11 protein-coding genes are annotated in these 11885 nt (G+C 72.6%); 9 read left to right on the forward strand and 2 right to left on the reverse strand.

Annotated elements, in window-relative coordinates; all coding sequences use genetic code 11:
• Position 1: 1 nt before the first annotated feature.
• The 6 genes from ACIBTV_RS15965 (at position 2) to ahcY (ending at position 6948) form a co-directional block, all read left to right on the forward strand.
• A complete protein-coding gene (locus ACIBTV_RS15965; RefSeq protein WP_396705452.1) occupies positions 2–1387 on the forward strand; it encodes a phosphomannomutase/phosphoglucomutase in 1386 nt (461 codons plus the stop codon).
• 63 nt (positions 1388–1450) lie between these two features.
• Entirely contained in the window at positions 1451–1636 is a 186-nt protein-coding gene (locus ACIBTV_RS15970) for a Trm112 family protein (protein ID WP_396705454.1), read from the forward strand.
• On the forward strand, positions 1633–2829 hold the full coding sequence (locus ACIBTV_RS15975; RefSeq protein WP_396705456.1) for an SIS domain-containing protein: 1197 nt from the start codon (positions 1633–1635) through the stop codon (positions 2827–2829). The genes ACIBTV_RS15970 and ACIBTV_RS15975 overlap by 4 nt, the downstream gene beginning before the upstream one ends.
• A gap of 67 nt (positions 2830–2896) precedes the next feature.
• The gene (locus ACIBTV_RS15980) at positions 2897–3895 is read left to right on the forward strand and encodes a cation diffusion facilitator family transporter (RefSeq protein WP_396705458.1); all 999 of its coding nucleotides are present in this window, start codon (positions 2897–2899) and stop codon (positions 3893–3895) included.
• A 3-nt stretch (positions 3896–3898) separates the two neighbouring features.
• Positions 3899–5062, forward strand: coding sequence for a mannose-6-phosphate isomerase, class I (manA, locus tag ACIBTV_RS15985; RefSeq protein WP_396705460.1), 1164 nt, complete (start codon positions 3899–3901; stop codon positions 5060–5062).
• 389 nt (positions 5063–5451) lie between these two features.
• Positions 5452–6948, forward strand: a complete 1497-nt coding sequence (gene ahcY / locus ACIBTV_RS15990; protein WP_396705461.1) for an adenosylhomocysteinase — start codon at positions 5452–5454, stop codon at positions 6946–6948.
• A 131-nt stretch (positions 6949–7079) separates the two neighbouring features.
• Here the strand turns inward: ahcY and ACIBTV_RS15995 are convergent, their stop codons facing one another.
• Positions 7080–7232 (reverse strand): hypothetical protein, encoded by a 153-nt coding sequence (locus ACIBTV_RS15995; protein ID WP_396705463.1) that lies wholly within the window; start codon positions 7230–7232, stop codon positions 7080–7082.
• 222 nt (positions 7233–7454) lie between these two features.
• Here ACIBTV_RS15995 and efeU point away from each other — a divergent pair, with 222 nt between their 5' ends.
• The 3 genes from efeU to efeB are packed head-to-tail and all read left to right on the forward strand — an operon-like array spanning position 7455 to position 10804.
• Positions 7455–8351: an iron uptake transporter permease EfeU gene (gene efeU, locus ACIBTV_RS16000; RefSeq protein WP_396705465.1), complete on the forward strand. Its 897-nt coding sequence runs from the start codon at positions 7455–7457 to the stop codon at positions 8349–8351.
• A 22-nt stretch (positions 8352–8373) separates the two neighbouring features.
• On the forward strand, positions 8374–9507 hold the full coding sequence (gene efeO / locus ACIBTV_RS16005; protein ID WP_396705467.1) for an iron uptake system protein EfeO: 1134 nt from the start codon (positions 8374–8376) through the stop codon (positions 9505–9507).
• A gap of 19 nt (positions 9508–9526) precedes the next feature.
• The gene (gene efeB, locus ACIBTV_RS16010; protein WP_396705469.1) at positions 9527–10804 is read left to right on the forward strand and encodes an iron uptake transporter deferrochelatase/peroxidase subunit; all 1278 of its coding nucleotides are present in this window, start codon (positions 9527–9529) and stop codon (positions 10802–10804) included.
• Between the two features lie 27 nt (positions 10805–10831).
• Here the strand turns inward: efeB and ACIBTV_RS16015 are convergent, their stop codons facing one another.
• Positions 10832–11863, reverse strand: coding sequence for an RDD family protein (locus ACIBTV_RS16015; protein ID WP_396705470.1), 1032 nt, complete (start codon positions 11861–11863; stop codon positions 10832–10834).
• Positions 11864–11885 lie beyond the last annotated feature (22 nt).

The raw sequence follows: 11885 nt of genomic DNA on the forward strand, positions 1-11885 counted from the left end.
GGTGTCTGATCTGTCCCAGATCGTGAAGGCCTACGACGTCCGAGGGACGGTGCCGGACCAGTGGGACGAGCGGGTCGCCGAGGCGCTCGGTGCCGCTCTCACCCAGTTCCTGAACGCCACCGACGAGCCGGGTGACGCGGTCGTCGTCGCGTACGACATGCGGCCCACCTCGCCCGCCCTGGCCGCCGCCTTCGCCGCCGGGGTGCGCGCCGAGGGCCGCTCGGTCATCGAGATCGGGCTCGCCTCCACCGACATGCTCTACTTCGCCTCCGGCTCGCTCGACCTGCCCGGGGCGATGTTCACGGCCAGCCACAACCCGGCCCAGTACAACGGGATCAAGATGTGCCGGGCCGGCGCTCGCCCCATCGGGCAGGACAGCGGGCTCGCCGAGATCCGTGACCGGGCGCAGGCGCTGCTGGACAAGGGTGAGTCCCGGCCCGCGGGTCAGCCGACCGAGCCGGCGCAGCAGCGGGACATGCTGGCCGACTACGCGGCGTACCTGCGGAAGCTGGTCGACCTGTCGGACATCCGCCCGCTGCGCGTGGTGGTGGACGCCGGCAACGGGATGGCCGGTCACACGGTGCCGACCGTGCTCGGTGATGCCGCGCTGTCGCCGCTGCCGCTGGAGATCGTGCCGCTCTACTTCGAACTGGACGGCACCTTCCCCAACCACGAGGCCAACCCGCTGGACCCGGCCAACCTGGTGGACCTCCAGCGGGCGGTGGTCGAGCACGGCGCCGAGATCGGGCTGGCCTTCGACGGCGACGCGGACCGCTGCTTCGTGGTGGACGAGCGGGGCGAGCCCGTCTCGCCCTCGGCGATCACCGCGCTGGTCGCCGCCCGGGAGTTGGCCAAGCACCCCGGCTCCACGGTCATCCACGGCATCATCACCTCGCACGCGGTTCCGGAGATCATCCGCGAGCACGGCGGGGAGCCGGTGGTCGCCCGCGTGGGGCACTCGTTCATCAAGGCGGAGATGGCGCGCACCAACGCGATCTTCGGCGGCGAGCACTCCGCGCACTACTACTTCCGTGACTTCTGGTTCGCCGACACCGGCATGCTCGCCGCGATGCACACCCTGGCCGCGCTCGGCGAGCAGTCGCAGCCGCTGTCGGTGCTGGCCGCCGAGTACGAGCGGTACGTCGCATCCGGCGAGATCAACTCGACGGTCGCCGACCAGCGGGGCGCCATGCTCGACGTGCGGGCGGCCTATCCGGACGCCGAGGCCGACGAGCTGGACGGGCTGACCCTGAGCTTCCCCGACGGCGCCTGGTTCAACCTGCGCGCGTCGAACACCGAGCCGTTGCTGCGTCTCAACGTCGAGGCACCCACCCGCGCGCGAATGATCTCGCTGCGCGACGAGGTGCTCGACCGCGTTCGCCGATAAGATCGCCTGCGCCGGTCGGCACCGCCGACCCGGTGAAGCCGCACACGTGGAAGGAGCCACGCCGTGGCCCTGGACCCGCAGTTGCTCGAGATCCTGGCCTGCCCGGACACACACCACGCGCCGCTCGACTACGACGCGCAGGAGCAGACGCTGACCTGCACGGAGTGCGGCCGGATCTTCGAGGTCCGCGACGACGTGCCGGTGCTGCTGCTGGACGAGGCGCGCGGCGGTCCGGAGCGCCAGTCGTGATCGACGGAACGGCCGGCGTCAGCGGTCACCGCGACGCCGACGAGGCGCTGCTCGACAACCCCGACGCGCTCGCCGAGCGCGACCCGGGGGGCATGCTGCGGCACACCGCCTCCGCCGGTGCGCAGGTCCGCGAGTCGGCCGCGCTCGCCGCCGAGGCGAACCTGTCCGTGCTCGCCGACGACGGGCGGCCGCGGGCCGTCGTGATCGCCGGCATCGGCACCGCCGGGCGTACGGGTGACGTGCTCGCCACGGTCGCCGGTCCGCGTTGCCCGGTGCCGGTCATCCCGCACCGCAGCGCGGGTGTGCCGGGCTGGGTGGGGGCCGCCGACGTGGTCATCGCGGTCAGCGCGTCCGGCCGAAGCCCGGAGGCGTTGGGCGCCGCCGAGGCCGCGCACCGCCGTGGTGCCCGGCTGGTGGCGGTCGGTGCGCCCGACTCGCAGCTCCAGTCGGTCGCCGAGCGGGCCCGGGCGCCGTTCATCCCGGTGCCGCGGCGCGCCCCGGCCCGCGCCAGTCTCTGGGCGCTCACCGTGCCGGTGCTGCTCGCCGCCCGTACGCTCGGGCTCGTGAAGGTCAACGAGGCGGACCTGGCCGAGACCGCGGCCCGGCTCGACGCGGACGCCGACCGCAGCCGGCCCACCGCCGAGTCCTTCGTCAACCCGGCGAAGTCGCTGGCGCTGGGCCTGGCCGGCTCGATCCCGATCGTCTGGGGTTCGTCGCCGCTGGCGACCGTCGCCGCGCGTCGCTTCGGCGACACCCTGTCGGCCAACGCCCGCTATCCCGTCGTGACGGGTGCCCTGGGTGAGGCCGGCCGGGGTCGGGTGGGCCTGCTCGACGGCGTCTTCGGTGGCCTCGCGGAGGGAGAGCGGGACATCTTCGCCGACCCGGACGACGCGGACGTCGACTCGACCCGGCTGCGGCTGGTGCTGCTGCGCGACGGCGGCCTGAACCCGGAGGACGACGCCGACGAGCCGCTCGCCGTCGAGGAGCGCCGCGCGGACGCCGTGCAGACGCTGGCTGAGCGTCGGGGGGTGCGCTGCGACGTGGTGACCGCCGAGGGTGGCTCCGCGCTGGAGCGGCTCGCCTCGCTGGTCGCGGTCCCCGACTTCGCCTCGATCTACCTTGCGCTGGCCCACGGTCTGGACCCGATGGCGGTGCCCGCCATCACCGAGATGAAGGAGCTGTCGAACCAGTGAACGGACGTAGCCGGCGGGGCGCGCTGCCCGGACGGGGCCGTGGCGTGCGGCGGAGCGGAGCGCGGGCGTGAGCGCCAACGGTGGTACCCGGGCGATCATCGCCGCACTGCTGGCCAACGTCGGCATCGCCATCACCAAGTTCGTCGCGTTCCTGCTGACGGGCTCGTCGTCGATGCTCGCCGAGTCGATCCACTCGGTCGCCGACTCCGGCAACCAGGGGCTGCTGCTGCTCGGCGGCAGGCGGGCCAAGCGGGCCGCGACGCCGGAGCACCCCTTCGGCTACGGCCGGGAGCGCTACATCTACGCGTTCATCGTCTCCATCGTGCTCTTCTCCCTGGGTGGCTTGTTCGCGCTCTACGAGGCGTACCACAAGTGGCACGACAAGGAGGGCATCAACGACCACCAGTGGGTGCCGGTGACCGTGCTGGTGATCGCCATCCTCCTGGAGTCGTTCTCGTTCCGGACGGCCATCAAGGAGTCCAACCAGATCCGCGGCAATCAGTCCTGGGTGCGCTTCATCCGCCGGGCCAAGGCCCCCGAGCTGCCGGTGGTGCTGCTGGAGGACTTCGGTGCCCTGCTCGGTCTGATCTTCGCGCTCTTCGGCGTCGGCATGACGCTGGCGACCGGCAACGGTGAGTGGGACGCCCTCGGCACCGCGATGATCGGCATCCTGCTGGTGACCATCGCCGTCGTCCTCGCGATCGAGACCAAGAGCCTGCTGCTCGGCGAGGGCGCCGAGGCGGCGGACCTGGCCGCCATCGAGCGGGCCGTGACCAGCGGTCCCGAGGTCGAGCGGATCATCCACATGAAGACGCTCTACCTCGGCCCGGAGGAGCTGATGGTGGCCGCGAAGGTCGGCGTGCCGGCCTGCGAGAGCGCCGAGGAGCTGGCCCGCGGCATCAACGCGGTCGAGGCGCGCATCCGCGCAGCGGTGCCGATCGCCCGGGTCATCTACATCGAGCCCGACATCTACAGCGTCGCCGCCGCGACGGCGGGCACCGGGGCCGCCGCGCCCACCGCCGCCCCGCAAGCCGACGACGAGGCCGCCGAGCGGCCCGGGAGCTGACGAATGGAACCGCTGTACGGGCCGATCCGGGACTACGCCTGGGGCTCCCGCTCCGCCATCGCGGCGTTGCAGGGGCGGCCGGTGCCGAGCGCCGGCGCGGAGGCGGAGCTGTGGCTCGGGGCGCACCCGGCCGCGCCGGCCATGGTCGAGCGCGACGGCACGCGCGTACGCCTCACCGACGTGCTGGCCGCCGAGCCGGAGCCGTGGCTCGGCCGGCCGGTCGTCAACCGGTTCGGCTCGCGGCTGCCGTTCCTGCTCAAGGTGCTGGCCGCCGACGCGCCGTTGAGCCTGCAGGCCCACCCGGACGCGAAGCAGGCCCGGGCCGGGTACGCGAGCGACGCGGAGCGTCCGGCGGAGCAGCGCAACTACGTCGACCCGTACCACAAGCCCGAACTGCTGGTCGCGCTCTCACCGTTCGAGGCGCTGTGCGGATTCCGGGACCCGGCGCAGTCGGCCGCGGCCCTCGCCGCGTTCGGCCTGCCCGAGCTGGAGCCGGTGGTCGGCGCGTTGGCGAGCGGGGTGTCGGGTCTGCGTACGGCCGTGCGGACCCTGTTGACCTGGCCGCAGGACGAGCGGGCCGAACTGGTGACGGCCGTGGTGAAGGCGCCCGCCGAGGGCCCGGACGCCGCTCTCGCCCGCGACCTGGCCGGCACCTACCCGGCCGATCCGGGGGTGCTGGTCGCGCTGCTGCTGCACCACGTGCGGCTGGAGCCCGGTGACGCGATCTGGATGCCGGCCGGCAACCTGCACGCCTACCTGCGCGGCACCGGTGTGGAGATCATGGCGGCGAGCGACAACGTGTTGCGCGGCGGCCTGACCCCGAAGCGGGTGGACGTCGACGAGTTGCTGCGGGTGTTGCGCTTCGAGGTGCTCGACGAGCCGGTGTGGTCGGCGCAGCGACTGGGCCCGGGGGTGGACCGCTGGCAGGTGCCGGTCGACGATTTCGTGCTGCACCGGGTCACGGTGGGCGCCGAGCTGCCCACGGCGGAGCTGTCGGTCGACGGTCCGCGGGTGGCGCTCTGCGTGACGGGCTCGGTCAGCGTGGATGACGGGACCGGCCCGCTGTCCCTGGCCGCCGGTCAGGCCGCGATCGGCCGGGCCGACGCCGGGCCGCTGCGGATCGGCGGGTCGGGCACGGCGTACGTCGCCTCCTGCGCCGTCGCCTGATCCCGCTGCGGCGGGCCGGGCGGCGAAAGGGGGGCCGGGCAGCGAAGGGTGGGCCGGGCAGCGGCGGGCGGGTTTCCGTTCGAGCGCGGGTGCCGGCCCACTCCCGCAGCTGGAGCAAGTCCGACTTTCCCGAAATAGCTTGACGCGGGGCTCGCCCAGTGTGACCCTATGAGTACGCAGCGTTATCGCGACGACGGTCCGAGAACGCGCGGGGAACCAAACCGGGGGGATGCACGGGGCGGCCGAGTGGTGAGCGGAAAGTCCGTTCGCGACCGACCGCCCCGTGCGCTGTCCGCCTCCGGTTCCCGCATCGACGGCCGGCCGGTCGCCGCCGCCGAGCGCGCGTAAGGTGGAGGGTCGCGCAGCACAATCGTCCGACAGGAGCTTTCATGACCAGCACCCTCCCGGCGTCCAGCGGTACGCCGTCCGAGGTCCGGCCGAGCACCGTCGCCGAGGGCGACTTCAAGGTGGCGGATCTGTCGCTCGCCGAGTTCGGGCGCAAGGAGATCACGCTCGCCGAGCACGAGATGCCCGGCCTGATGGCGATCCGTCGCGAGTTCGCCCAGGCGCAGCCGCTGGCGGGGGCCCGGATCACCGGCTCGCTGCACATGACCATCCAGACGGCCGTCCTGATCGAGACCCTGGTCGCGCTCGGCGCGCAGGTCCGCTGGGCGTCCTGCAACATCTTCTCCACCCAGGACCACGCGGCCGCGGCGATCGTCGTCGGCCCGGAGGGCACCCCCGAGGCTCCGGCCGGCGTGCCGGTCTACGCCTGGAAGGGCGAGAGCCTGGAGGAGTACTGGTGGTGCACCGAGCAGGTGCTCACCTGGCCCGACGGGCACGGCCCGAACATGATCCTCGACGACGGCGGCGACGCCACGCTGCTCGTGCACAAGGGTGCCGAGTTCGAGAAGGCCGGTGTCGTGCCGCCGGTCGAGTCCGCCGACTCCGAGGAGTACGCGGTCATCCTCGGCCTGCTGCACCGCTCGCTCGCCGAGGACGCGCAGCGGTGGACCCGGATCGCCGCCGACATCAAGGGCGTCACCGAGGAGACCACCACCGGCGTGCACCGGCTCTATGAGATGCAGCGGGAGGGCACCCTGCTCTTCCCGGCCATCAACGTCAACGACTCGGTGACGAAGAGCAAGTTCGACAACAAGTACGGGTGCCGCCACTCGCTCATCGACGGCATCAACCGGGCCACCGACGTCCTGATCGGCGGCAAGATGGCCGTGGTCATGGGCTACGGCGACGTGGGCAAGGGCTGCGCCGAGTCGCTGCGCGGGCAGGGCGCCCGGGTCGTGGTGACCGAGGTGGACCCGATCTGCGCCCTCCAGGCGGCGATGGACGGCTACCAGGTGGCCACCCTGGACGACGTGGTCGAGCAGGCCGACATCTTCGTGACCGCGACCGGCTGCTTCAACGTCATCACCCACGAGCACATGGCCCGGATGAAGCACCAGGCCATCGTCGGCAACATCGGCCACTTCGACAACGAGATCGACATGGCCGGTCTGGCGAAGCGTTCGGACGTGACCCGGGAGAACATCAAGCCGCAGGTCGACCTGTGGCGCTTCGACGACGGGCACGCGATCATCGTGCTCTCCGAGGGTCGTCTGCTGAACCTGGGCAACGCCACCGGGCACCCGAGCTTCGTGATGTCGAACTCGTTCTCCAACCAGACCATCGCCCAGATCGAGCTCTTCACGAAGACCGAGGAGTACCCGATCGGCGTCTACGTGCTGCCCAAGCACCTGGACGAGAAGGTCGCTCGGCTGCACCTGGGCGCCCTCGGCGCCAAGCTGTCGACGCTCAGCAAGGAGCAGGCCGCCTACCTGGGCGTGCCGGTGGAGGGGCCGTTCAAGCCCGAGCACTATCGCTACTGATCACGAGCAGGGAAACGGGCCGGCCGCGCATCGCGGCCGGCCCGTTCTCGTTCTGGGCCCGCCCGGCCGTGCTCGTCACGGCCGGCGTCGTAGCCCGGCCGGCGTCTCCGTCGCGGCGGGGCGCCGGTGCCTCAGTCGCGGCGGGGCCGCCTGGGCCGTACCCAGGTCCAGACGCACCAGGCCAGCCAGGCGAGGGAGACGGCCGTCGCCAGGGGGCGCAGCCGCAGCGCGCTCAGCAGGAGCACCAGGGCCAGCACCGCCAGCCAGGGCCCGAAGCCCTTCACGGTCGCGGTCCGGGCGCGCGCTGGGGGTTGGCGGGGGTGAACAGGTGATCGGGCACCGGTCGTCCTGTCTGCCGTGGGGATGTGCCGGATCCTGCCACAGCCGCCGTGGGCAGGGACGCGTCGGTGTGGTGTTGCCCTGAACAACTTGACGGGCCCACGGAACAGGAGCAAGGTATGCCTGCCCTAAGTAAGCTGAGGCGTGCCTAACCACCCGGAGCCCGGATGTTCGCCACCTATCTGATCGGCCTGCGCGAGGGCCTGGAAGCGACCCTCGTGGTCAGCATCCTGGTCGCGTTCCTCGTGAAGTCGCAGCGCCGGGACCGGCTGCCCCAGGTGTGGGCGGGTGTCGCGCTCGCGGTGGCGCTGTCGGTGCTCTTCGGCTGGCTGATCGAGTACACCTCGACCACTCTGCTGGCCCGCTCCGAGGACCGTGAACTGTTCGAGGCGGTGACGTCCGTCGCGGCGGTGGTCTTCGTGACCTGGATGATCTTCTGGATGCGTCGGGCGGCGCGGACCATCGCCAAGGAGTTGCGCGGCAGGCTGACCGAGGCGCTGGCCGTCGGTTCCCTCGCGGTGGCCGGCATGGCCTTCCTCGCGGTGATCCGCGAAGGGCTGGAGACCGCCCTCATCTTCTACTCGGCGGCCCAGGGCGCCGCGGGCGACACCGGCCCGCTGCTGGCACTCATCGGTGGTGTCGTCACCTCCGTGGTCATCGGCGCGCTGCTCTACGCCAGCGCGTTGAAGATCAACCTGACCCGCTTCTTCACCTGGACCGGCGCCCTGCTGATCCTCGTCGCCGCCGGCATCCTCAAGTACGGCGTGCACGACTTCCAGGAGGCGGGCGTCCTGCCCGGCCTGAACAACCTGGCCTTCGACATCACCGGGACGCTCGACCCCAGCACCTGGTACGCCGCCCTGCTCGCCGGGATGTTCAACATCACCCCCGCGCCGACGGTGCTGGAGATGATCGCCTGGGTCGCGTACGCCGTGCCCGTCCTGGTGCTCTTCCTGCTCCCCGCGCGTCGCACCGCGACGCCGACCACCGCCGAGAAGGCCGCGCCCGAGGCGGGCCGGACCGAGGTCGGCACCGACCCGACGGCCGCGCCGCAGCGTGCCTGAACCGACGAGGAGACCTGCTCAGATGCGTACCACCGGTTACCTGGCGCTGGCCGCCGCCGGCGTGCTGGCCGCGGCCGGCGTGGCCGGGTGCTCCGACCCCGATGCGAAGGACGCGGCGACCGCCGGCGGACCGATCGTGGTCGAGGCCAACGACACCGCCTGCGAGGTGGCCGACACCGACCTGAACGCGGGTACGGCCACTTTCAAGATCACCAACTCCGGCGCGAAGGTGACCGAGTTCTACGTCTACGCCAGCGGCGACCGGGTGATGGGCGAGGTCGAGAACATCGCCCCCGGGCTCAGCCGTGAGCTGCGCGTCGAGCTGCCCGCCGGCACGTACGAGACGGCCTGCAAGCCGGGAATGAGCGGGAAGGGCATCCGGGGCGCGCTGAAGGTCAGCGGGTCGGCCGCACCGCTGACCGACGACGCCGCGCTCGCCGGCGCCACCGAGAACTACCAGCGCTACGTGCAGAGCCAGACGGCGGCGCTGCTGGAGAAGACCGAGGAGTTCGTCACCGCCGTCAAGGGCGGGGACGTGACGAAGGCCAAGGCCCTCTACCCGGTCGCCCGCACCTACTGGGAGCGGATCGAACCGGTCGCGGAGATCTTCGGCGACCTCGACCCCAAGATCGACGGCCGCGAGGAGGTCATCGAGGAGGGGATGGAGTTCACCGGCTTCCACCGCATCGAGAAGGACCTGTGGACGACCGGCGACCTCAGCAAGGACGGTCCGATCGCCGACCGGCTGCTGACCGACGTCAAGGAGATCGTGGCCAAGGCCAACGCCGAGAAGCTCTCCCCGCTCCAGCTCGCCAACGGCGCCAAGGAGCTGCTCGACGAGGTCGCCAGCGGGAAGATCACCGGTGAGGAGGACCGCTACTCCCACACCGACCTCTGGGACTTCAGCGCCAACCTGGAGGGCTCGAAGGCCGCCGTCGCCGCGCTCCGCCCCGCGCTGGAGCAGCGCTCACCCGACCTGGTGAAGCAGCTCGACACCGAGTTCGCCAACGTCGAGGCGCTGCTCGGCAAGCACCGTGACGGTGACGGCTGGAAGCTGCACACCGCGCTGAGCAAGACGGAGCTCAAGGAGCTGTCCGATGGCATCAACGCGCTCGCCGAGCCGATCAGCAAGGTCGCCGCGGTCGTCGCCCGATGAACCGGGTCAGGGGGAGCCGATGAGCGGAAGCGGGGTTTCCCGGCGCCGAGCGATCACGCTCGCCGGCGCCGGGGTGGCCGGCGCCGCCGGAGTGGCCGTCGGTGCGGGGGCGCTGCTGCGCGGCTCCGGGGACCACGCCGCGGCGAGCGACCACGCCGCCGGGGCCGTGCCGTTCCACGGCGAACACCAGGCCGGGATCGTCACACCCGCCCAGGACCGACTGCACTTCGTCGCGTTCGACGTGATCACCAAGGACCGGGCCCGGCTGGTCGAGCTGCTCCAGGAGTGGACGGCCGCCGCCGCGCGGATGACCGCCGGCCGGGACGCCGGGGTCCTCGGCGCCGTCGGCGGCATGCCCGAGGCCCCGCCGGACGACACCGGCGAGGCGCTGGGGTTGCCCCCGTCGCAGCTCACCCTGACCATCGGCTTCGGGCCGACCCTGTTCCGCGACGCCGACGGCCGGGACCGGTTCGGCATCGCCGACCGCCGGCCGACCGCCCTCGCCGACCTGCCGCGCTTCCCCGGCGACGCGCTCCAGCCGCAGATCTCCGGCGGGGACCTGTGCGTCCAGGCTTGCGCCAACGATCCGCAGGTGGCGGTGCACGCCATCCGCAACCTGGCCCGACTCGGCATGGGCGTGGTCAGTGTCCGCTGGTCCCAGCTGGGCTTCGGCCGTACCTCGTCCACCTCGCGGGAGCAGGCCACCCCGCGCAACCTGTTCGGGTTCAAGGACGGCACGGCCAACCTGAAGGCCGAGGACGCCGACCTGCTGCGCGACCAGCTCTGGGTGCAGCCCGGTGACGGGGCGGACTGGATGACCGGCGGGACGTACCTGGTCACGCGCAAGATCCGAATGCTGATCGAGACGTGGGACCGGACCCCGCTCGGCGAGCAGGAGGAGATCGTCGGGCGGACCAAGGGCAGCGGCGCCCCGCTCGGGCAGGGCGACGAGTTCGACGAGCCGGACTTCGCGGCGCGCGGCGACGACGGCCGGCCCCGCATCCCCGAGCACGCGCACGTCACCCTCGCCCACCCCACCCGCAACGGCGGTGCCCGGCTGCTGCGCCGGGGCTACAACTTCGTGGACGGCTCGGACGGCCTGGGCCGGCTGGACGCCGGACTGTTCTTCATCGCCTACCAGCGAGACCCGCGCAAACAGTTCGTGCCGATCCAGACCCAGCTGGCCCGGCACGACGTCATGAACGAGTATCTGCGGCACGTCTCCAGCGGCCTCTTCGCCTGTCCGCCCGGCGTCCGCGACGGCGGCGACCACTGGGGGCGTTCGCTCTTCGGGTGAGCCGTCAGCCGGCCGGAGAGCGGGCGGTCACGCGTGTGGGCGTACCACCGGAGGGTCGGCCTCGCTCGGCGCCGCCGCCGGGCGCAGCAGCGGTGGGCCCGGCGGGGCCTGCGGGGACGGCGGCCGGGTCACGGCCGTGACCTCCGGAGCGGCCGGACGGATCGCCTCGACCGGCGGGGTGGGCGACAGCTCCGGCCACAGCGCCGCCGTGACCGCCCGGTCACGGTGGATGCGGTGCAGCGCCCGGCGGTGCCGCTCGCCGAGGACCGCGGCCAGGTAGACGGTGTCCGGGGCGGTCAGCGGCGGGGGTGGGGTGATCACCGCCGCCACCTCGGCCCACAGGCCGCGACCCAGCCGCGCGCGGGCGGGCTCGGCGAGCTGGTGGACGCGCGCCAGGTATTGCCGCGCGGCCAGGGCCAGGCCGTCGTCGAGCCGGCTGAGGTCCAGCGTGTACGCCCAGCCGACCAGCGGCGGCACCGCGGTCGGGACCGGTCGCCACAGCGCCGCCGCGCGGGTGTGGATGACCAGCGTGCCGGCGACCAGGTCACCGAGCCGCCGACCGCGCCGGTCGGTCAGCATCACCGTCACCCCGGCGACCCAGCTCAGCAGGGGCAGCACCAGGCCGGGCCACTCCACGGCGACCCCGACCAGGGCGCGGGTCAGCGACTGGCGCAGCCCGACCGGCCCGCCGTCGACGCTGACCACCCGCAACCCCACGGCCAGCTTGCCCGGGGTACGGCCGTCGTTGAACCGCTCCCAGAGGACCGGATAGCCGACCAGCACGAGGATCGTCGAGACCGTGGCCGTCGCGCCGTTGAGCGCCGCGTCGACCACGCCGATCGGCAGGGCGGAGAGAACCAGCCCGACCAGCATCGCCAACCCCAGCGCGACCATGAGCTGGCAGAGCACGTCCACCAGCAGGGCGAGCACCCGGGAGCCGAGGCGGGCGACCCGGACGTCCAACTCCACGGCCTCGCCGCTGACCAGCCCGGCGTCGCTCCAGGGGAGCGTACGGGCGGTCGGCCGGGTCGCTGCCGGCGACGGTGGTTGCGCGGTCACCCCGACAGTGAACACTATGATC

The organism is Micromonospora sp. NPDC049366 (genome assembly GCF_044466625.1).
Taxonomy (GTDB): domain Bacteria; phylum Actinomycetota; class Actinomycetes; order Mycobacteriales; family Micromonosporaceae; genus Micromonospora.